Annotated in this window: 20 protein-coding genes; 17 read left to right on the forward strand and 3 right to left on the reverse strand. The window is 47.1% G+C overall.

Features of this window, described 5'->3' with window-relative positions:
* Window positions 1-20 precede the first annotated feature (20 nt).
* The 9 genes from BK127_RS10005 to BK127_RS10040 all read left to right on the forward strand — a co-directional run bounded on the left by BK127_RS10005 (window position 21) and on the right by BK127_RS10040 (window position 8497).
* On the forward strand, window positions 21-1856 hold the full coding sequence (locus BK127_RS10005) for a hypothetical protein (RefSeq protein WP_144026419.1): 1836 nt from the start codon (window positions 21-23) through the stop codon (window positions 1854-1856).
* A gap of 172 nt (window positions 1857-2028) precedes the next feature.
* Window positions 2029-2736, forward strand: coding sequence for an S-layer homology domain-containing protein (locus BK127_RS10010; protein WP_179097433.1), 708 nt, complete (start codon window positions 2029-2031; stop codon window positions 2734-2736).
* A 269-nt stretch (window positions 2737-3005) separates the two neighbouring features.
* Window positions 3006-3776: an alpha/beta hydrolase gene (locus BK127_RS10015; RefSeq protein ID WP_076229889.1), complete on the forward strand. Its 771-nt coding sequence runs from the start codon at window positions 3006-3008 to the stop codon at window positions 3774-3776.
* A 73-nt stretch (window positions 3777-3849) separates the two neighbouring features.
* Window positions 3850-5040 carry a M24 family metallopeptidase gene (locus tag BK127_RS10020; protein ID WP_076229890.1) on the forward strand — a complete coding sequence of 397 codons (1191 nt, stop codon included), beginning with the start codon at window positions 3850-3852 and terminating at the stop codon, window positions 5038-5040.
* A 249-nt stretch (window positions 5041-5289) separates the two neighbouring features.
* Window positions 5290-5670, forward strand: a complete 381-nt coding sequence (locus BK127_RS10025; protein WP_076229891.1) for a GntR family transcriptional regulator — start codon at window positions 5290-5292, stop codon at window positions 5668-5670.
* On the forward strand, window positions 5670-6521 hold the full coding sequence (locus BK127_RS10030) for an ABC transporter ATP-binding protein (RefSeq protein ID WP_076229892.1): 852 nt from the start codon (window positions 5670-5672) through the stop codon (window positions 6519-6521). Before BK127_RS10025 ends, BK127_RS10030 begins: the two co-directional genes overlap by 1 nt.
* Window position 6522: 1 nt before the next feature.
* Window positions 6523-7185: an ABC-2 transporter permease gene (locus tag BK127_RS10035; protein WP_076229893.1), complete on the forward strand. Its 663-nt coding sequence runs from the start codon at window positions 6523-6525 to the stop codon at window positions 7183-7185.
* A 19-nt stretch (window positions 7186-7204) separates the two neighbouring features.
* Window positions 7205-7327, forward strand: coding sequence for a hypothetical protein (locus tag BK127_RS44720; protein ID WP_256711249.1), 123 nt, complete (start codon window positions 7205-7207; stop codon window positions 7325-7327).
* Between the two features lie 207 nt (window positions 7328-7534).
* A complete protein-coding gene (locus BK127_RS10040) occupies window positions 7535-8497 on the forward strand; it encodes a D-2-hydroxyacid dehydrogenase (RefSeq protein ID WP_076229894.1) in 963 nt (320 codons plus the stop codon).
* A 94-nt stretch (window positions 8498-8591) separates the two neighbouring features.
* On the opposite strand, the gene BK127_RS10045 is transcribed toward BK127_RS10040, so the two are convergent.
* Complete coding sequence (locus tag BK127_RS10045) at window positions 8592-9296, reverse strand: TrkA C-terminal domain-containing protein (RefSeq protein WP_256711254.1); 705 nt, start codon at window positions 9294-9296, stop codon at window positions 8592-8594.
* Between the two features lie 203 nt (window positions 9297-9499).
* Here BK127_RS10045 and BK127_RS10050 point away from each other — a divergent pair, with 203 nt between their 5' ends.
* Both BK127_RS10050 and BK127_RS10055 read left to right on the forward strand, forming a co-directional pair.
* On the forward strand, window positions 9500-10948 hold the full coding sequence (locus tag BK127_RS10050) for a hypothetical protein (RefSeq protein ID WP_256711250.1): 1449 nt from the start codon (window positions 9500-9502) through the stop codon (window positions 10946-10948).
* A gap of 66 nt (window positions 10949-11014) precedes the next feature.
* Window positions 11015-12082: a MerR family transcriptional regulator gene (locus tag BK127_RS10055; protein WP_076229896.1), complete on the forward strand. Its 1068-nt coding sequence runs from the start codon at window positions 11015-11017 to the stop codon at window positions 12080-12082.
* Between the two features lie 38 nt (window positions 12083-12120).
* On the opposite strand, the gene BK127_RS10060 is transcribed toward BK127_RS10055, so the two are convergent.
* Together BK127_RS10060 and BK127_RS10065 are read right to left on the reverse strand one after the other, a co-directional pair.
* A complete protein-coding gene (locus BK127_RS10060) occupies window positions 12121-13914 on the reverse strand; it encodes a sensor histidine kinase (RefSeq protein ID WP_076229897.1) in 1794 nt (597 codons plus the stop codon).
* Window positions 13915-13940: 26 nt separating this feature from the next.
* The gene (locus BK127_RS10065) at window positions 13941-15551 is read right to left on the reverse strand and encodes a response regulator transcription factor (RefSeq protein WP_076229898.1); all 1611 of its coding nucleotides are present in this window, start codon (window positions 15549-15551) and stop codon (window positions 13941-13943) included.
* Between the two features lie 121 nt (window positions 15552-15672).
* On the opposite strand from BK127_RS10065, the gene BK127_RS10070 reads away from it, so the two are divergent.
* From BK127_RS10070 to BK127_RS10095, 6 genes are all read left to right on the forward strand, one after another.
* Window positions 15673-16626: a carbohydrate ABC transporter permease gene (locus tag BK127_RS10070; protein ID WP_076229899.1), complete on the forward strand. Its 954-nt coding sequence runs from the start codon at window positions 15673-15675 to the stop codon at window positions 16624-16626.
* On the forward strand, window positions 16623-17465 hold the full coding sequence (locus BK127_RS10075) for a carbohydrate ABC transporter permease (RefSeq protein ID WP_076229900.1): 843 nt from the start codon (window positions 16623-16625) through the stop codon (window positions 17463-17465). The genes BK127_RS10070 and BK127_RS10075 overlap by 4 nt, the downstream gene beginning before the upstream one ends.
* 84 nt (window positions 17466-17549) lie before the next feature.
* Window positions 17550-18869 carry an ABC transporter substrate-binding protein gene (locus BK127_RS10080; RefSeq protein ID WP_256711251.1) on the forward strand — a complete coding sequence of 440 codons (1320 nt, stop codon included), beginning with the start codon at window positions 17550-17552 and terminating at the stop codon, window positions 18867-18869.
* Between the two features lie 355 nt (window positions 18870-19224).
* Window positions 19225-19608, forward strand: a complete 384-nt coding sequence (locus tag BK127_RS10085) for an ATPase (RefSeq protein ID WP_076229902.1) — start codon at window positions 19225-19227, stop codon at window positions 19606-19608.
* Between the two features lie 471 nt (window positions 19609-20079).
* On the forward strand, window positions 20080-21699 hold the full coding sequence (locus tag BK127_RS10090; RefSeq protein ID WP_179097434.1) for an OPT/YSL family transporter: 1620 nt from the start codon (window positions 20080-20082) through the stop codon (window positions 21697-21699).
* A gap of 9 nt (window positions 21700-21708) precedes the next feature.
* Entirely contained in the window at window positions 21709-22770 is a 1062-nt protein-coding gene (locus BK127_RS10095; protein ID WP_076229903.1) for an S-methyl thiohydantoin desulfurase family protein, read from the forward strand.
* The last annotated feature ends 12 nt before the right edge of the window (window positions 22771-22782 follow it).

Below are 22782 nucleotides of genomic sequence, written 5' to 3' on the forward strand. Positions count from 1 at the left end.
GGGAGGCGTACTGATTGCATATGAATAAGGTTATAAAGACAAGCTTAATGAAAGCCTGCATGGCGTGCTTGGTTAGCGTGGCTTTGCTTCCGGTGGCGGTATCCGGTACAGCATTTGCCGCAGCATCGGTTCCACCTGCTCCAGGCATGATCCGTATTGATAATAAGCTGACTGGAACATCGGATATGGTTACTGTAACCGGACTGTCCGCGGGAGATATCGTCAAAGTGTATGCAGATGGCGGAACGACCACACCGCTGGGTACTGCTGCAGTCGGCAGCGGGTCGAATAGCGCAATAATCACGATCAATCAGCTTGGTGCTGCGGCTGGTTATGTATATGTTACCGTAACACAGCCTGCGTATTCGGAAAGCAGACGTATTGTGAAATCTTATCTGGCCGAGCCTTTATCCGTGGCGCCTTCTGCAAGCAACATTCGGATTACGAATAATTCAACAGGCACACCGGATACAGTTGCACTGCTGGGACTGCAAGCAGGAGATCTCGTCAAAGTATATGCGGACGCTTCGAAAACCAATTTATTGGGCTCTGCTATAGCAGTAACGGGTTCCCGCGAAGGCACTGTTGTCTCCATCGGACAGCTCGGAAGCACCGAAGGTGTTGTCTACGTTACGTTGACGGAGTTAGGAAAAGGTGAGAGTAGGGCAACGGAAAAGGGATATGCTGGTGAAGCCATGAGCGCTAAACCGAAATTGGCACAAATTCGTGTACTGAATGAGCTTAGTGGAACGAATGATCATATTATCGTGAGCGGCTTGCAGGCAGGTGATATTTTGAAAGTATACGCTTCTGAGAAGGCAGCCTCTCCTTTGACTCAGGTTACTGTGGCTGCAGGCTCTGACACAGCGGATGCATCACTCCCGCAGTTGAGTGTGGGAGAAGGCAGTGTGTATATGACCATTACAAGCCCACCCCTGCAGGAAAGTGTACGCGTGGTGAAGCAGTATCGCTCGGAACCGATTACGGCTGCACCGTCACCAAGCACCATTGTAGTGACGAACGAGCCAGTAGGAACGGATGATCGAATTGAGCTGTCGGGTCTGGCTGCTGGTGATGTCGTAAAAGTATATGCTGATGCATCTTCAACCACTGTGATCGGGACGGCTACCGCTGACAGCAGTTCAACCCAAGTGAAGGTTTTGGTCCCACAGTTGGGCAGACAGGCCGGATATGTATACGTGACAGTAACCTCTTTCCTTCGTGCGGAAAGTCGACGTGTCATTAAAGCATACGCCGCCGAATTGGCGAGCGGTGCGCCGGATCGATCCCAAATTCAAATTCATAACGCTGTGGGATCCGAAGATACCCTTACAGTCAACGGCCTGCAGACTGGTGATACAGTGAAGGTATATGCGGACGATATATCTGTAGTGGCTATTGGCAGCGCGACTGTATCGGATGATGCGAGCTCTGTTGTGGTTCATGCAGCATTACCTGGGACTGGTTATGGCCTTGTTTATATAACGGTAACGCATAAGCAAGAGGAAGAAAGTGCACGAACGGCTAAAATATATGCGGCCGAGCCTGTTACCTTTCCGCTATCCCCTAATCAGCTGCGAGTATCCAATCTGGCAGGAGCCTACGGTAATGATGAGGTTACAGCGATTGCGATCAAACCAGGTGATACGATCAAGCTCTACACCGATGCACTGATAGCTACGCCAATTCAGACGCTGAGCGGCGGCGAGGCCTCAGCCATTGCAGCATCTGGTGTGACCACAGCCACGATTAGCGGTCTTCAGCTTAACAGCAATGGCGGTCGCATTTATGTGACGATAACCTCTGAAGGAAAACGAGAGAGCAGTCGCATATTGAAGGTTTATGAAGCTGAGTAAGTCATTAACTTTAAAGAGAGGGGCTTGAATAATGATGGCCTATCCCAAAAGCAATGTTCTTCATCGTAAAGCGGTTACTGACAGAGCTCGGGCATATCGAATTTTCAAAAACAAAATCAAACTTATGATTGCTGTTTCCTTACTATCTATTATAAGAAGGTTGGTCTGCGTGATGGCGGTTGTAACATTGCCTTTTAGTTTGTTAATTCCGAGTCATATAGGATTTGCCAGATCGAACGATACGGTCGTTGTGTCTGATGCTCTTCCCGTTGTTGAGGAGGGTGGCACTGCTGCTGACAACCAGGAAGAGATGGCTTTCTTATTTAGCGATATAACAGGGCATTGGGCGGAGGCTCCGATTCGTGAGGCTGCTGCGAATGGTTTCATATCCGGTTATGTGGATGGAACCTTCAAGCCGGATCATACCTTGACACTGGTGGAGTTTGCCGCTCTGCTCACGGTAAGTCTGGAAGTTCCGATTTTGACCCCGAGCGCAGCCAATTCGGCCCCAAGCGCAGTGAATTCCACTGAGATTACGCTCTATAACGGTAATATTCAGTCATTACGGGATGTCGGTATCATTAAGGAAAATGAATTTACACCAGACCAATGGAACCGCGAATTAACGCGTTCAGTCCTCATAGCACTTAGCTTAAGAGCGATCGACCCCAATTCCATTAACGACGAATCGGAGCTCGAACAACGAGCGATCTCTGCAGGTCTGTTGGATGATAGCCATTCAACGGATACAGACAGCAAGCAAGTGCAGGCTGAATGGGCAGCTAAGGTGAGTACACGAGCTGAAGCTGTTGTTGTCATGCTGCGGTTACGCAATGCACTCGGTTTAGCAGGCCCTAATAAGGAGACAGTTCCGCACTGAGAAAAGATATTTCTCATTCGGTAGAGGAACAACCAGCGTCTCTGTAATCGTGTGTTTACCGAACTCTCTATCACAAAAGTCGGTATCGGATCTGCTCTTCCCCACGTGGATGTTGATTGTTGATCCTGATACAATGGAGCCTCCGTTCCACTATGTAGTGGACTTGGAGGCTTCTTCGAACTCATAGAGCCGTCAGAGCTTTTCGCTGGATTTTATTTGGTAATCCTGTTACCCTCTAGGTAAGATTAATCAAAAGGGGACATGAATCTATGGCTTTTATGGACTGTCATTTTTTCTCGGAATCGCTCGGGGTATCCGCATCCATGCACGTCATTTTACCACAGTCGACTACAGGACAGATCGGAATGGAATCCAATGTAATCAAGAAAAAGCACCCTACGCTTTTTCTACTGCATGGTTTGTCGGACGACCATACGATTTGGATGAGAAGAACTTCTATTGAGCGATATGCTGCCGCCTATGGATTGGCTGTTGTGATGCCTGCGGTTAACCGCAGTTTTTATACCGACATGGCTGTTGGCTACAAGTATTGGACATTTATTAGTGAAGAGCTGCCTGCTTTGGCGAGGTCGTTTTTTCCGTTATCGGAGGCAAGGGAGGACACCTTTGTTGCAGGTTTGTCGATGGGAGGATATGGCGCATTCAAGCTGGCGTTGTCGTGTCCGAATCGATTCTCAGCAGCAGCAAGCTTATCGGGGGCACTTGATATTGCGTCCATTGCCAAGCAGCGTGATCCGGTAGAGTTCCAACGTATCTTTGGCGATCTGGATCAATTTGCGGGGAGCCGTAATGATCTTTTTCAACTGGCTGCGGAAGTGGCGCAGGGCGAGGGTCCAAGCCCAATGCTGTATCAGTGCTGTGGCACGGAGGATTTTCTATATCAGGACAATGTGCGTTTCCGTGACCACTGCCGCGCAATGAAGCTGGATTTGACCTACGAAGAAGAGCCGGGAAGCCATGAATGGGGTTATTGGGATCAAAAAATTCAAAACGTGCTGAATTGGCTGCCAATTCGATAATTGCTGTGCAGCCAGTGATGATTGCTGATGATCAAGCTCGTTTTTGAACGGGAAATATTAAAGGAGAGGTTTCATGAACGAGCATACTGAACGTATAAGACGGCTTCAAGAAAGACTGTTGCAATTGCAGATTGACGGCTGTATGATCACGCAAAATGTCGATTTGTATTATTTTACAGGATCGATGCAGACCGGGTATTTGTTTGTGCCAAATGAGGGAGAGGCCGTGTTCTTTGTTCGCCGTAGTGTTGTACGTGCAGAGCAGGAATCCTCCATTACCGTGGAGTCTTTGGGCTCATTCCGAAGCTTTGGGGAACGGCTGGCCGATGTGTATCGTTCCTTATTCCATGCAGCGCATTCGCGTAACCTGAGGCTTGCTGCTGAATTTGATGTACTTCCTGTGCAGCAGCTCAAACGATTGGAAGCCGTACTGCCACAAGTGGATTGGGTAGATGGTTCACTACTGATCCGTGAACTTCGGATGATCAAATCAGCTGCTGAAATTGGATACATTCGTGAAGCGGGCCGGGTCATCAATCTGGCTTTTGAGGATGCGCTCGACAAGCTGCACCCGGGAATGCTGGAGCTGGAGCTGATGAGTCATATCGAGACGTATGTACGACGTGCTGGACACATCGGTATAATGAGAATGCGAGGCTATAATCAAGAGGTAATTACGGGAATGATTGGAGCGGGAGAGGCAGCAGCAATGCCGACTTATTTCGATGGTCCCGCCGGAGGTCAGGGTTTATCCCCGGCAAGTCCACAAAGCGCGAGCCGTCGCCCCATTGCAGCCAACGAACCGATTCTGATCGATATCGGCTGCTGCATCGATGGCTATGTCATCGATCAGACACGAACCGTCGTTATTGGTACATTAGCCGAGGATTTGCTTCAAGCTTATGAGCATTCGGAGCAAATTATACGCAGTGTGGAATCGAAGCTGCTGCCTGGTACCGTATGCGAGCAGTTGTACATGCATTCACTGCAAATGGCGCATGCTGCTGGACTAAGTGACCATTATATGGGCTATGGCGACGATCAGGTTAAATTTCTCGGACATGGAATCGGGCTTGAGATTGATGAGCTGCCTGTGCTTGCCAAAGGCTTCAGCTATCGACTTCAGCCCGGCATGGTCATAGCTGTCGAACCCAAATTTACATTCCCGCAGCGTGGAGTGGTTGGTATTGAGAACAGCTATGCGATTACGGATACCGGATTCGAAAAGCTGACCGTGTCGCGTGAGGGGCTTATCCAGCTCTAAAAGTCCGGTGAATAAGTCCCACTACGCAGCCAAATATCCTTCTGATCGCTGTTGTTTCCGGTTAAAATACAGAAAAAAATAACGCTGTAGCTACCTATGCCCCACCTTATGCGACTGTGAAGTCCAGGTCGGGGTTTATTTGTGCTTGAAGGGCTGGACAAGCTCTAAACTAATCTCTTGATTTACGAACAGGAGTATTATATAGTGTATATATTCAGTATAAACAGTTGTTGGAGATGAGGTGAATTGATGAATCTTTCTATATCTTTGGCATCAAGAGCTCCGATCTATGAACAGATTAGAGAGCAGCTCAAAAATCAAATCCTGACCGGTCAACTTCAGGAAGGGGAGCTGCTGCCTTCGATTCGGAATCTTGCCCAAACTTTAAAAATCAGCGTCATCACCACGAAACGAGCTTATGACGAACTGGAACAGGAAGGGCTGGTCACCTCTGTTTCCGGAAAAGGCACCTTCGTATCAAGCAAAAACAAGCAATCGATTCGGGAGATTCAATATCGCGAGCTGGAGGAGCAGATTAAGGCGGTTGTTAAGAAAAGTCAGGCGCTTGGCTTGAAGCACGACGAAATGCTGAATCTGTTCACCCTTTTTTATGGAGAGGAGAATGAGTAATGCAGGCTATTGAATTTCGGCATTTTACCAAGCGCAGCGGAGAGTTCATCCTTAACGATCTTAATTTTCAAGTAGAAAGCGGATATATTACAGGACTTATCGGCCCTAACGGATCGGGGAAGACGATGTTGATTCGTTCCATTATGAATTTGATTAAACCTGATCAGGGTGAGGTGATCGTATTCAATCAATCCTATCAGCATCGGGAGCGGGAAATTAAGCGCAAAATCGGCTTTGTGTACGATGAGGATTTCTTTTACAACCATTTGACGGTAAGCGAAATGAAAAAAGTCGTAGCCTCCTTTTACCCGACATGGGATGAATCGATATTTCAACGTTATTTGCAGGATTTTGGAATAGCGGGGCGAAGGAAAATTAGCGATTTGTCGAAAGGGATGAAGATGAAATTCGCACTCGCTGCTGCACTGGCGCATAATCCGGAATTACTCATTATGGATGAGCCGACATCGGGGCTGGATCCGGTGTTTCGTAAGGAGGTACTATCGATATTAAGTGATTACATTCAGAATGAAGAACGTTCTGTGTTGTTCTCGACCCATATCAGTGCCGATTTGGAAAGGATCGCCGATTATATTATTTATATTCGCAATGGTCAGCTGCACTTTTGCGGAAGCAAGGAGGAACTGCTGGACACGTATTTTCTGGTAAAGGGCCCTGTCCATTTGCTGCAGAAGTATTCGCTTCCCATCATCGGCTTGCAGCAAACCGCGCTCGGATTTGAAGGTCTGCTCCCGAGAGCAAGTTATGTGGAGGACCAATTCAACAGTCAGTTCCTGGTGGAAACTCCTTCGTTAGATGATATTCTGGTCTATACGCAGGGGGTGATATAATATGCTCCAACTGCTTGTGAAGGATATCCAGATTCAAAAACATTTTATCGTACTTGGATTTATATTCGTAGGCTTCTTCTTTTTTGCACTTGGCGCTTTCGAGGGCTTGCCGTTGTCATTACCTGCTGCGATATTCAGTCATTTTTTGATCGTGGTGGCGAGCAAATCGGATGAGAAGAACCACAACGGAAGAATGCTGGCATCCTTTCCATTGCGAAGACGGGATATTGTAACCTCCAAATATTTAGGTGTGCTTTTGTTTACGACATTGGCTTTTCTGCTGACGCTGCTGTGGCGTATGCTTGCTGCCATGGTGTTGCCTACAGAGGAATTGCCTTGGTTCAGCTTACAGTCCATCTTGATTTCGATTGCGGTGTTAGTGATGTTCTATTCGATCTATTTCCCGATGTTTTTTGCATTAGGATCACGTTTCTCATCGTTTCTTGATTTGATCGTGATTTTCGCGATTGGAGGGGTCATTCTTATTGTCTTTCGAGTGTTGGAATGGATGGATGTTCATGTTTCAGGATATGTTCGTCATATCCTTTCCGCGAATTCCGCAGATCAGGCGATGTATGGATGGTGGGCAGGCGGAGGTTGTTTAGTGTTATTCATCGTTTCATGGTTCATTGCTATCTATGTGTATGAACGCAGGAATTTATAAAGGAAGGTGGCATAACAAGATGTTGTCTCGAATATTGCGTCGTATTGGCATGAAGGACGGGAAATTAACCATTTGGGGAATCGTGATGATCAATGCTTGTGTAACGCTGCTCATTATAGGTGTGTACCGTCTTTTTTATTAAGATCGATTTGTAAAATATGCCCAAACAGCTCATTTCCATGATCCAAATTAATGACGTGCGGATTGTATAACCTATCCAAAAATGTGAACCCTCTATGTACAAAAATAGGCTGAAACAAACGAAGAAATAACAGGGCTATTGCTGTATGCTTAAGCTAAGGAATGTTATAACAGTAGATCAAAGCTTGATCATAAAAGGAGTGCGGTTATGGCGAATATAGTCGTATTGGATGGCTACACATTAAACCCGGGGGATTTGGATTGGGGAAGATTAGAGCAGCTTGGCAATGTTACTGTATATGATCGAACGGCTGTTACTGAAATTGTGGAGCGTGCTGCTCATGCGGATATCGTGCTGACCAACAAAACACAGCTGTCAGCCGCTATATTGGAGCAGCTTCCGAAGCTCAAATATATTGGTGTGCTGGCAACCGGCTACAATATTGTCGATACGGAAGCGGCTAAACAGCGGGGAATTCCTGTGACGAATATCCCTACATACGGAACCCAATCCGTAGCCCAGTTCGTATTTGCTCTGCTGCTGGAGCTGTGTCATCGGGTACAGACTCACAGTGACGCAGTCCATGCGGGGGATTGGAACAACTGCCCAGATTTTTGCTTTACACGTTCGCCGCTGATTGAGCTTTCAGGCAAAACAATGGGGTTGATCGGGCTTGGTCGTATTGGTGGTCAAGTGGCAAGAATCGCCAACGCTTTTGGCATGAGGGTTATCGCAGTGGGTAGCGGTAGAAGCAATCCGACTCCAGTCGAAGGTGTAGAGTGGGTGGAGCTTGACCAGCTGTTAACAGAATCGGATGTCATTAGTTTGCACTGCCCATTAACACCAGCTACGGAAAAGCTGATCAATGCGGAGCGACTTGCGCTGATGAAGCATTCGGCTATATTGATCAACACCTCTCGTGGAGCACTAATTAACGAGCAGGATTTGGCAATTGCTTTGAATGATCGACGAATTGCCGGAGCTGCGGTGGATGTGCTGTCCGTGGAGCCTCCTGTACCTTCGAATCCGTTGTATGCGGCAGCGAACTGCTTGATTACACCTCATATCGCCTGGGCGACGAAAGAAGCCAGAGCCAGATTGATGGGAACAGCAGTAGATAATGTTCAAAGCTTTCTGTCGGGTCATGCCGTTCATGTAGTGAACGGGTAAAATAATCTGCAAACGACTATGAGAAGCATCCATGTTCTACTGCGCGTCGGTAGCATTGGATGCTTTTTATTTGATGTAGCGTCGATCCCCCAATTTACATACCTACAACATGCTGCTCCTTCTGATTACTCAGCTTCATGCTCTGGAGCTCATGGTGAAATTTCTCCTCAATGGCCGATTTATTGCCATACACATACAAGATGTCACCCTCCTGAATCGTCAGCTTCAGGCACTGCTGTCTGATTTTCTGATCATCCCGCTGAACAAACAGCAGCAAAATATCTTCCTCCGTACCAAATAAGGCATCCGTTCTTTGGTCCACTAAATTGGAGTCGGCATGGATATGAACATTCGTGACCCAATCGGTGTCGCTCGTATACAAAATTTCTTCGATGGGCAGCTGATGCAGCTCAAATTGTTGATTCAGATGACGATGAAACTTGAGCTTGAGCAGACCCATCATCTTTTTGTTTTTGACCGTTAGTAAAATTACAGCAAGTCCAACGGTTACTATTGTCAAAGCCGGGATTCGTAAATTTTGTCCCAACAGGCTGCTGATAATGGAGATCAGAACAGCCAACGAGAAGACGCCGAACAAGATAAGAAACACGCCAATATTGCGGCGTACCGGGTGACGCAGGATCAGCTCCGATTCCAGTGTCGTATAACCGGTTGCCGTCAGCATGGAAACCGCCTGAAAGCGCGCGATTTCCTTTTTTAGCCCTGATATGATCAGAAGGGTAGAAGAAATCTCCAGCACCAAGGCAATCAGAATCAAATAAATGACGATAAACAGCATCTCCACGCGCGATATCCCCCTTGCAACCGAATATATTCTATCATTACCATTCAGTACCGTTCTTGAACCCTTCAATTCGATTAAGGACAAGGAGTTTTACTTCAATTTTTTGGATTTTTGATCTTTTTTGATTGATTGGGTGGGTTGTAGAGTAATACTACCTATAGAGAACAATTCGGTGATCAGTAGGAGCGGTGAAAAGAATGATCCAACCCCATACCATGGTTCAACCTGTATTAGAAGAAAAGCGGCTTAAGGCTGCACTGCTTCAGTTCGTGTTTCCGTTCTCGCTTAATGAGGATTGCCAGGATGATTTGAAGCAGCAGCTGCAAAAGGACGACTTTGCTGCGTTTGAACTGGGAAATCTGGAGCTGGAGACTGCATTCTACGGGGAGGGCTATCAGGTATCCCATTTGAATTTGGAACGGTATTATTTACCTTTTACGAATAGCGTCATTTTTCCTCATAAAGATTCCAAGGATGTATTTTTGCGTTATTCCAAGCGTCTGGAAATGGATTGCAGCCTGCGGATGAATCAACAGCATATCCCGTTTCGTATACATTCGGTCGATGTCGTGTTATGTCCCTTTGATCTGGGCTTTATTACGGTACGGACCGAGGTGAGATGTGACGACTTAACCTATTCGCAGGTGCTGGAGTTCGTGAACCGATTCCGTATTTTGCAAAATATGAAGGATCAGGATGAGCCGGTTGAGCTGGTCCACAATGGAAAGCTTTACAACGAGGTCGAAGAATTTATTTTGGATGGACTCGTGCCCGGGATGATCGCCTATCTGGACAAGACGGACCTGGAAAAAACGTATTTTGAAAAGCTGCCCTTTTTCGTGGATGAGCGGATGTTTGTACAGGGACTGGTTTCCTTCACGGATAACTGCCCGATTGCACCTGAGGATATATACCGTGCCTCTCGGGTCGATGGACTGGACCTTCAGGGCGCGCCTTATATTAGCTCTTCGAATATGGACTATATTCAACGGTATTTGGATGAGCACATTTACGACAGGTGGGGGCCGGATACGTTTTATGTGATTGAAGAGAACTCCTTCTTTTGTTTGACGAATCAGTCCAAGGAAGTGACTACGGCTCTCGGCAACCACATGTATGGAGCATATTATTATGGCGTACTCATTAATTTGTTTTATAAAGTTGTGCTGCTTAAATTATCGAACCGTTATTCGCATGTCCAGCTGGATCAGAATCAGGACGAAATCGATGATTTGATCCGCTCGATTACGATTTTTTCTGCCCGCTATTACTTTCTGGAGGTCGCTACCCAATCCCAGGGCAAAGAAATTTTTCTCCAGCTTCGCAAGCATCTGGGCAGTGACGAGCTGTACGCAGAAGTGAATGAAACGCTGGCTGATCTGTACAAATATCAGGAAAATTTTACAGCCAAACGTTCCAATTACTTGCTGCTGATCTTAACGATCTATTCGGTGGTCAGTGGCATTTATGGGATGAATCAGGTGATTGAAGACTTGAAGGGACCTATTGATTGGGGGAAAATGAATGACTATTCCATTTTTGAATATATTGCGCTGACCGTGATGGTTACAGGGATGGGGGCTGCGATTACGCTGGGGGTGACTACGCTGAGGCGTTTGTTTAAGGAAATAGGTAAACGAAAATAAAGCAGAAGCCTCTGTACCTTCCCCTTACGTAATGGTTTACAATGGGGTTAGCAGGGAGATGGGCATATGAAAATTAATGAGCTGGCCCGCAGGCTGGATGTCACTCCGAGGGCGATTCGTTTCTATGAGGAGAAAGGTCTGCTGCAGCCGGTTAAAAATGAGCACAACGGCTATCGGCACTACACTGAGGAGGATGCATGGCGGCTGCAAACGATCACTTCATTTCGTGAGATGGGGATCGGCATCGAGAGCATTGCCAAGCTGCTGCGGGTGTTTGACAGCGGCGATGCGACCTCCCTGCATCATCATTTGGAGCTGCAGCGGGCGATCCTGTTTTCCAAGTGGGTAGAATGGAAGCAGACCCTGACCGCCATGGATGAGCTGATTGACCAGGTGGACGAAGGAAAGCCGCTCGTCATGGACGATCTGTTCAAGCTCGCAGAGCATACGAAGCGAATTCGGACAGCCCGTTCCTCCTGGGAGGATCAGTGGGGCTTTGACCAAATCGCTGAGCAGTTTGACCGCAAGCGACTCGATCTGAGCGAAAGCCCGGTCGGTTGGATCGCCTCAGCAGATGAGTACGAGCAGGCATTGGCCTTTACCGTTCAGTGGCTGGCCCCAAGGGCTGGAGAGGTGGGGCTCGATATTGGCGCGGGGACTGGTAATTTGGCGGGAAGGCTGTTGGAAACAGGTGCCGAGGTTGCGGCTGTCGAGCAATCGCGCCAGATGCTGGTTCGCTGCCGCAGCAAATATCCCGCGCTGCAAGCGAAGCTTGGCAATCTGCTCGCACTGCCGTTCTTCGATGGCCAGTTTCATTTTGCTGCGACCAGCTTTGCGTTCCATCATGTGAACGAGACCCAGCAGCTGCTGGGTCTTGCGGAAATGGACCGTGTGCTGAAGCCGCACGGACGTGTCGTTATTACGGGTCTTATGTTCGAGCATGAAGATGCCAGAGCGGCACATCTCACCCGGCTGCAGGCAGCTGGCAGGACAGATGTACTGGCCAAGCTGGCCAACTGCTATCCCTCTGACCGTTCCAGGCTGCTGCAGTGGTTTCATGAGCATGGCTACATCACGGTACAGCAGCAGCTGAACGAATGGGTACACATGGTGTATGCGCTTCGCCAACCCTAATGACATGCTGGAGAAGTGTCAGATGAATCTTATTGGCTCTACATCGGATAAGCACGTGGCATACCTTCGGTTGGCTTTCCCAGACCATCAATGTCATTGTCGTTCAGCAGGGGAATACGAATCGTAACAGTGACACCGCTTCCGGCATCATTGTCATGGATGTTAATCCCGTAATCCGCACCGAAAAAGGCTTCGAAGCGTTCCGTGACGTTACGAATGCCATAACCACCGGTGCTTCGTTTTTCCCCTGAATTCCAGTTATTCCTGAGTCCTACGCCATCGTCCGAGACGGTAAATATTATCGCTTCATTCTCCTGAACGGCGGTGATGCAGATCGTGCCTTCCGATCTTCCGTCAAAGCCATGCATGATCGCATTTTCGATAAAGGGCTGAAGCGTCATTTTCGGGATATAATAAAGCTCCAATTCGGCAGGTACATGTGTAACGACGGTCAGGCCTTCCTCCCAGCGCAGCTGCTGGATCTGCATGTAGCAGCCGGCGTGGAGCAGTTCATCGTGGATCGTAACCAGACTTTCCCCATTGGACAAGCCGATCCTGAACATGCGTCCCATCAGCTCGAGAATTTCACTCATTTTATCTTGTCCGGCACCAAGAGCCATCCAATTGAGCTGATCCAGGGTATTATACAGAAAGTGTGGATTGATCATCGCCTGAAGCGCTTTGATTTCGGCCTTTTTTTGCCTGATGTACTGGTTTTCCAGCGACATATACAGCTCCTGAATCCGATCGATCAGCTTCCGGTAGCCTGCGAACAGCACCCCATATTCATTATAGTAATCCTCCGGCAGCTTTACCTTGTTGATATTCGCCGCGTATCCGCCCATCTCATGCAGCAGCAGCCGGATCGGTTTAATAAACTGATTGGAGAAAAATAAAGTGAAAAACAAGGCAATGAATATCGCCAAAATACCAACTAACGATAAAATAAATGCATTGTGAACACTGCCTGAAGTAATCTGCTTCCACGGAGTGAGCTCGACGAGCGTCCAGTCCGAATTGAAATGCTTCGACCAAACCATTAAGTGACTGCTGGAGTTAGCCAGTGTATATCCCTTCGTATCGACCTTTAAATAACCGGATTCGTTCACCGTATAAGGAAGAAAATCCTTAATATTGGGTCCAAGCTGCGGATCTCCAATTAACGTAATCACTCTGCCTCCAGAATCGAGCAAGATCCGGTTGGCGTCCGCCGTTTCCCCCTTGACCAGATTTTGAATAGCAGACGATTTTACATTTAATAGCAATAATCCGCTGTATTCGCCAGTAGACGAATATACTTTACGGGCAAAGCTGATCACGGAAAAATCCCCGTTAAACAATTGAATTGTACGCTCGCCCACCCACGAGAAATCGGTATTTTCAACCGCTGCGTACCAGGGCTCTCCTTTGACCTTCTGCTCCTCAATAAAGACAACAGGCATCTGGGATTGAATGTAGACCACATTTTTTGTATAAAATTGAATCGAGGAGATCATGGGTGTGGCATAGGTGATACTAGCTAAATAAGCTTCCAGCTCTGCGCCCCTTTTATGGTCGGAATAGACGTCTTCGGATAACAGGGAGTAATCGGACAACAAAGGATTACGCGAGGCCGCCAATGAAACCTGCTCGATTGAACGCATTTGGATACCGATTTTGCTGTACAGCTCATTCAATACATTTTGTTGATAATAAGACGTGTTCTTTACCATTTCCTGAGCGGAAAGCGAGTATGCCAACCAGATCACGACGACGAGCAGAATGACCATGAAGCAGGAGAATCCACCATACAGCAAGTAATAGATCGGATATTTTTTGAACATATGCTTCATTTGACATTCCCGCCCTCATTACCGATTTATCTGATTAATTCCATGGGTGTAATTCCAAAATGCTTTTTAAAGGTCGTACTGAAATAAGGGATGTTTTTGTAACCGACACTTTCTGCAACCTCATAAATTTTGAACGTTCCCTTCAAGAGCAGTGCTCTGGCTTGCTCCATACGAACCCGGATCATGTAATTATTAATCGTTTCTCCTGTTGCATTTTTGAAAATCAGGCTCAGGTAGTTGCGCGAAAGGAATACCTTCTCCGCAAGCTCGGCGAGCGTAATGTCCTGCTTGAAATTCTCATGAATATATTGCTTCATGAAATCAACGGCCTGCTTGTGCTTCAGGTTTTCGTGCCAATGCTGATTGACACAGATACCGCGGATTTTATCATGCAGCCACACCCCGAATTGATCCGCAGTATGAATACTGCGCAGCTCGGCTTCGATCTGCACCTCGGTATAAATCTCCCACAACCGGATTTGCTCATCATTAAGCGCATAGCTGGCTATCGTCCAGAACTGTGCGCCCAGCGCGTGGAAGGAAGGCTCGGAGGAGTCAGAACTTTCATGTAGCGTATCGATATAACTGTGAATGATCGATTCCGCCATTTTTCCCTGGGTGTTTTTGATATCCTCAATCAGCTGGTGATAAAACCGCATCGGTTTGGCTAATACACCATTCGATTGGGAACGCTTACTTGATGAATCGTTATAGGCATATAAGCTCGAAGAGGACAGGAGGGGAGCACCTTGGGATAAAAAGTGGAACGCTTCCTCCAGTGAATCGGATATTTGTGACCAATGGTTTTTAAGACCGCCGATTCCGATATGCAGGGAAATGGACAAATACCTGTGCACACAATCAATGATCATTTCGGCAATCGACTTCACCCCATCAATCAGTTCCTCATACCTTGCGTCCTTTTCGAAGTGCAGAATCAAGCTGGCATGATAGCCATGCAGCTCGACGTAGTCGAAGGTCAGCTGCCGTTCACTGAGAATTTCCTGAATAATGTTTTGAATGGCAAACCGGAACAAAAAGCGGTCCGGAGCCGCAACATCGGATATCCGCGCCGTTCGCATAATTTCAATGCCCAGCACCAGATGGGTTTGCGCCTTTTCTGTATTGAATAGCGGGTGTTCTTTATTCCAATCGTCCATCGTTCCGGTAACCGCGGTTTTCAACCATTCTTTATGGACAAACGGCTCATACAAAATGACTTTATCACGCAGCGCCTTCTGCTCCAGCTGGATTTTATTTTCCTCTTCGACTGTAAGAATGACACGCTGAAGCGACTCACGAAGTGTTTGTCTGGAAACAGGCTTCGATAAATAATCGTCCACATTCATTCTTAATGCCTTGCGTGCAAATTCAAAATCGGAATAGCCGCTGTGAATCAGAAACTTTCCCTGGAACTGCTCTTTCCGCAAGTGTTCTATCATGGTCAGCCCGTCCATCACAGGCATATACACGTCAGTAATGACGATATCCGGCTTCTCCTTCCGGATCAGCTCAAGTCCTTTGTGACCATTCGTGCTTTCACCGACCCATTCGGCACCCAACTCGTCCCAGGGAATCGCTTGCTTCATGCCTCTCAGAACTTGTTTGTCATCATCAATGATCGCAATCTTCCACATGAATGCTTCGCCTCCTGCCTAAATATCGGATTAATTTAAAAGAAATAGTGATATACCCTCATAGGCGCCCGGGATCGAAAATTTTATAATAAGAAAAACACAACAAACGAGGTGGGCGGATATGAAAGAAAGCGCAGCAACATCACTATCAGATCCATTGATCAAGCGACATCGACCCACAATCAAGCGGTGGGAATCACCGATTGCCGGATATTTGTTTATATCTCCATGGCTGTTGGGCTTTCTGGGCCTAACATTATACCCCATGCTGCAATCGCTTTATTATTCATTCACCGACTTTTCGCTGCTGGAGGAGCCAACGTGGGTGGGGCTCAGGAATTACAACAGAATAATAACATCCGATGAACGATTTATACAAGCTGTGAAGGTGACTTTCATTTACGTAGCGGCCTCTGTTCCTTTGCGACTGGTAGCGGCACTGATGGTCGCCATTTTGTTAGCCAAAAACATCAGAGGGATGTCGGCTTACCGTACGGCGATTTATTTTCCATCGTTGATTGGGGGCAGTATTGCGGTAGCGATTCTCTGGAAGAACATCTTTGGCAAGGAAGGCTTTGTGAACAATATTTTGGCCCACTTTGGTATCGAGGGGACAGGCTGGGTAACGAATCCTGATACGGCCTTGTGGACTTTAGTGCTGCTGGTAGGCTGGCAGTTCGGTTCGGCCATGGTTATTTTTCTGGCGGGGCTTAAGCAGATCCCTAATGATTTGTATGAGGCCTCCTCGGTTGACGGAGCGGGCAAAACGACGCAGTTTTTCCGAATTACACTGCCGATGCTCTCGCCGACCATTTATTTTAATTCGATCATGGGTATTATCGGAGCCTTTCAAATGTTCACCCCGGCTATGATCATCACCAACGGTGGACCTGCCAATTCGACCTATGTATATTCGCTTTATTTGTATGAACGTGCGTTCAGTCGTCTTCAAATGGGTTATGCCTCGGGCCTTGCGTGGATTATGCTTTTGATCATTGTGGCCTCCACGGCTGTTATTTTTCTGACATCGAAATATTGGGTTTTCTATGAGTCTGAAGGAGGAAAGAGCAAATGAATAGTAGACGGAATCTCCTGTTCAGACACCTGGGACTTGCCGTGCTCAGCCTGCTGATGATTTACCCCGTGTTTTGGTGGGTGGGCGCTTCTCTGAAATCAAATCAGGAAATGAGCCTGCCGAATCTATTTCCGACGAACCCCATGTGGGTCAATTTTAGTAATGGTTGGTACGCCATCCCCGGTCATTCCTTTACTGATTTTTATTGGAACAATGCGCAGCTGGAGCTTGGGATTCTCATCACGACCGTTATTTCCTGCAGTCTGGTTGCATTTGGCTTTGCCCGGTTGGACTTTCCGCTGCGGAACTTTTGGTTCTCGATCCTGATGCTTACGCTGATGCTGCCTGGACAGGTAACGATTATTCCCCAATATGCGTTGTTTCACAGCTTTGGCTGGGTCAATACGTATTTGCCGTTTATCGTACCGCATGCACTGGCTGGTGGCTCTGGAGGCGCGTTCTTCGTATTTTTGCTGGTGCAATTTATTAGAGGCATTCCGAAGGAATTGGATGAATCGGCCAAAATGGACGGCTGCAGCTGGTTCGGAGTTTACTGGAGAATTATCATCCCGTTAACGAAGCCGGCGCTCGTGACTGTATTAATCTACTGCTTCTTATGGAATTGGGATGATTTTTTTGGTCATATGCTTTATATTAACTCGGTTGATAAATATACAGTTGGCTTGGCGCTTCGGATGTTCAATGACTCACAGTCGGCTCAGGAATGGGGTCAGCTGCTGGCAATGGGTCTGGTGTCGGTGATTCCTTCCGTGATTATTTTCTTCCTTGCCCAAAAGCATTTTGTTGAAGGTATTGCGACCACCGGTATTAAGGGTTAAAGCTTTCATAGGCTTTGATCTTCAATAGATGATGAATAAGGTAAGCTATTATAATTAAAGGGGACATGATGCAGGATGATGAAAATGAGAAAAAAAGTAATCTTTTCAGTTGTATCCACCGTGATGGGATTATCTATGGTTGGCTGTTCAGCAGCCGGAACACAAACAGCCAAAGTACCGGATAGTAATTCGGCTGCAGCGCCAACAATGGAAAGCAAGCCCGCCGCAAGCAGCAAGCCGATCAAGCTCCGGATCAATTGGTGGGGTTCCCAGCCGAGACATGATGCCACCATCAAAATTCTTGATTTGTATACGAAGAAAAATCCGAACGTCACCTTTGAACCGGAATATTCCGGCTTTGACGGCTATATCGACAAGTTGACTACACAGGCAGCAGCCAAAAATGCACCTGATATTATCCAGATGGACGCAGCGTGGCTAGCGGACTGGAATGCCAGAAATCAATTAGCCGATTTAAGCAGCGTCAACGTCAAGGACATTGATCCGAAGCTGGTCGAAGCCGGCAAATATAAGGATAAATCAACAGCTATTCCACTCGGTAATAATGCCTGGGGCATGATTTATGATAAAGGCTCTCTGGAAAAGCTCGGCTTTCAGCTGAAGGACGGAATCACCTGGGATGAGTATTTCAAGCTTGCCAGAGATATTAAAGCGAAGCTGGGTAAGGATCAATATGTGATGCAGGATGCGACAACGAACCGCGAAGCCTATACGTCCTATCAATTAAGCAAAGGTAAAGGACAACCGGTAACGCCGGAAGGAAAGTTCAACTTTGATAAGGATACATGGCTGGAATGGGTGAAGACGTTCAGCGATTTTAGAAAAGAAGGCATTGTACCTCCCCCGGATGTCGCAGTTGGCGACAAGGAGCTGGATCCAAAGCTGGACCTGATGCTGAATGGCAAAATCATTTTCAGAAACGCACATGCGGCGCAAGCCTCTTCATGGGAGGGTCTGAAGCCTGGAAGCATCGGAGTATCGGCAATGCCTAAGGACAAGCAGGGCGGTGGATGGCTGAAGGCGACCTTCTTCTTCAGTGTAAGTCAGGATTCACAGAACAAGGCCGAAGCAGCGAAATTTATCGATTGGTTCGTGAATGACCCCGAGGTTGGGGAAATTTCCGGAACGACTCGTGGTGTGCCGGTTTCCAATAAAATTGTCGCTCAATTAACGCCTAAATTCACAGCTGCCGATAAATTGACTGTGGATATGATTGCCAAGTCCATTGCAGGGGCTCAACAATTTAACCCGGGTGCCAAGGGGTGGAACAACTTTGATACCAAAGAATACAAATCGATTACCGAGGCGCTGATGTTTGATAAAACAACACCAGATAAAGCTTTCGATGAACTGAAAAAGAAGGCATCCGAATACGAAAAATAAGTGATCGTTATGGGTTTGATGCAGCTGAGGTTATCCGAGAGTCGAGCAGACTTGATGGATAACCTCTTCCTGTCATGCGGTAGGCTGTACCGGGATAAAACTTGTAGATTCGACTCTTTTTTCTATAAAAAGCGCAGTTGGCTGCCATTTTGGAAACAAAGTATCCTTGCTTTTTGTCTATCATTGCTTAACCCTATAAAAGATGCTAGAATAAAAACAATTATTACAAACTACCTATATTTGTAGTCTTTTTTGACTCCATTTATGGACGATCTCTATCATTATTTTGCTAATAGGCATACATTTGTATAGAATACTAAGCATGAGACGCGTCAATCTTGGGGAGGAATGGCATATGTTGCGTTTGGGACAAAGAGTAATTATCGTGGCAGACACTTTTGAGCAAAACTTGCCTGTTAGTGAATATGGTTATATCATGGCTATCGACCGGAACGCTGATAATGTTTTTGATTATGTAGTGCGGGTTCCCAAAATAAATAAGCATTTTTTTGTAACAGCTGCGGACATTGAGCTGGAGGAAATTTTGATTCAGCTGGAAGCCGACAGACTTCAGCGTGAATCGCTGATCGATTTTGCACTGGCTACCAAGAACGAAGAATTATTCCGTCGAATTATGAACGGGGAAGATCAGGAAGAGGCGGATACGATGAAGCCGAGCTCCGAGGTTCAATCCCAAGCTGACTTTATTAAACAAGTGAATTTAAAGGCTTGGATTTAAGTCACAAGCCTTCGTATAGTATTGTAAAAAGCCTTCATTTCCGAACGAGTTATCGTCGGGAGGAAGGCTTTTTCGCATACATAGATATACCTGCCGGGACTGAATATCGACCATCGGCTGCATACGATTTTCCACGACTTACATGACAAGGTTGTTACATACCCAATATTAGTTGAAAACGCTATTTTGAATGAGAGCAGCATGTTACCTTTGTGTTCATGCCCAAAAATGCGTTCTTCCATTTGGTACGCTTCCCATAGGAAGGCAGGCCTGCTTTTGTTATAGTTTTGAGGTAAGTTAATGTTTGATGTCAGGTATTATGTTAGATTCATGTAATGTTAAAAGAGCTGCTTTGGGGCTCTAATATACGGGGATAGGCGGAGGTGACGGGTGTCTTTTTAAATACAGCTATACATGTACTCAGATGAATTGGCTTATAGGACGGATATTCAACATGGGAGGCAGCTATTTATGATTGAAAACAAAAAATCCAAAGATAAACACCCCTCGATATTTGAACCGGTTGCCTTGATCATGAATATCTTTTTGGCGATTGTAGGAGCAGTTATCGGTATGCAGCTCATGACCTCGCTCGGACTGACCCCTAATACCGCGATTATTGGTGCTGTAATTGCCATGCTGATAGGGCGGATTCCTATTCCTGCCTTCTCCATGTTCAAGTCCATTCATCGTCAAAACTTGATGCAAACCTCGATTTCATCGGCTACGTTTGGTGCAGCCAACAGCTTGTTGATTCCTATCGGTATTCCATTTGTCATGGGCAAGCCGGAATTGATCGTTCCGATGCTGATTGGTGCAGCTCTGGCGATGTTTCTCGATGCAACACTGCTGTATAAGCTGTTTAATTCCAAGGTGTTTCCTGCGGCGGGAGCCTGGCCACCGGGTGTAGCGACGGCAGAGGCCATCGTAGCCGCTCAAAAGGGTGGTAAACGGTCCGTACTCCTCGGCTTGGGTGCTGCTGGAGGAATTGTGGGTGCCTATTTTGGTCTCTCCATGTCGGCTTTTGGGGTCGCTTTTATTGGCAATATTTGGGCGCTTACCATGTTTGGAAGCGGTCTGCTGCTGCGGCAGTATTCGATACCGTTGTTTGCCGTTGATATGAATCTGCTCTATATCCCGCATGGATTTATGATTGGTGGGGGACTTATGGCTTTGGTGCAGACGACGATGATCATTTTCAAAGCGAAAAACAAAAAGGGGCAATCCACGGAGCAGCAAGCGGGTGAAGGATCAGAAGCGGCGGATGGGATGAAAAACGATCAGGAAACGACCCGAACCCTTGGATTTGGCTTCGTGGCTTATCTGGTTATTGCCTTGATTCTGGCTGTAATTGGTGGACTGTTAACACAAATGTCGTTCGGCATGTTTATCTGGTTTCTTTTATTCGCGGCATTGGCTGCCTATCTTCATGAACTGATTGTAGGCATTGCCGCCATGCATTCCGGATGGTTTCCGGCGTTCGCTGTCGCTTTAATTACGCTGATTTTGGGAGTCTTGATGGGATTTCCTCCTATTGCATTGGGTTTATTGGTCGGATTTAGCGCAGCGACCGGTCCAGCGTTTGCGGACATGGGTTACGATTTGAAAACAGGCTATATTTTACGGGGTAACGGCAGTGACCCGGAGCTCGAGCTGCGTGGACGCAAACAGCAGTACATTACTGGCATGATTGCTTTTGGTGTCGCTTTGCTGACCGTACTCTTTTTATATAAAGGATTTTTCGCAAGGAACCTGATCCCTCCTGTGGATCTGGTGTACGTCAAAACGATTGAAGCTGGAGCATCGGCCGAAGTGGCGAAGCAGCTCTTCCTGTGGGCGATACCAGGAGCTATCCTGCAAATTATCGGCGGCTCCAAACGGCAGCTCGGTGTTTTGTTCGCCACAGGCCTCTTAATTCTTAATCCTAATGCAGGATGGGTTGTGTTATCCGGTATTCTGATCCGTATCATTGTACTGAAGGTCAAGGGAAAAGAAGCGGAAGCACCTCTGGGTATCCTTGCCGCTGGATTTATTGCTGGTGATGCGTTGTATGGCTTCTTCAATTCGATAATCAAATTTGCTAAAAAGTAGGGATAAACGATGGGAAAAATAAATGTGGATGAGCAAATGATGGAATATGCCGTGTATGGAGGTGCTGTGCTTGGTGGAGGTGGAGGCGGCTGGATCGAGGATGGGCTGCAGCTTGGCAGGCTGGCGTTGGAAGTAGGTCCTCTTCATCTGCTTACTGCCGATGAAATGGATGAGGATGCTACGCTTCTTACCACATCGATTGTTGGTGCACCTGCCGCCAAGGATAAACACGTCAAACCGATTCACTGTCTGCGGGCGATGGAATTGCTGGGTGAATCGTTCAAAAAGCCGATCGATGGGATCATCGTCAATGAGAACGGAGCGAACACGACAGTGAATGGCTGGTTTCAGGCTGCAATCACAGGCCTTCCCATTATTGACTTGGCATGTAACGGCAGGGCTCATCCAACCTCTATTATGGGTGCGATGAACCTGCATGAATTACCCGAATATATTTCTCATCAAGCTGCCGCTGGAGGCAGAGGCAATCAGTATTTGGAGGTCAGTGTATCGGCGACCATTGAACAAACCTCATCATTGATAAGAAGAGTGTCCGTGGATGCCGGTGGGCTGGTCGCCGTAGCGCGCAATCCGGTAACGGTCAAGTATGCACGGGCCAATGGTGCTCCGGGTGCGATCAGCCAAGCTATAGAGCTTGGCGAGGCACTGCTTACCCACAAGGGAGAATCGGCAATTGAAGCTGTTTGCAGCAAACTGGGTGGACGCGTTGTTGCTGTAGGCGAGGTTAGTGAATTCGCAATAACAACGGATCGTGGCTGGGATGTCGGGCATGTGACGATCGGTGATTACGAGCTGACGTTCTGGAATGAATATATGACACTGGAACAGGACGGTCAGCGCTTGGCGACGTTCCCTGATCTTATTATGACTTTGGATGCCCGAACCGCCCATCCGGTTGTATCGGCTGCGATTACCAAAGGACAGGCCGTAGCCGTCATTCATGTGCCAAGAGGACAGCTGATTCTAAGCACGACGATGAGCAATCCCGCTTTGTTACAGCCGATTGAAGACGTGATCGGTAAGTCGATTAATAGTTATATATTCAAATGATGGAAAGGGATG

It is taken from the genome of Paenibacillus sp. FSL H7-0331 (genome assembly GCF_001956045.1).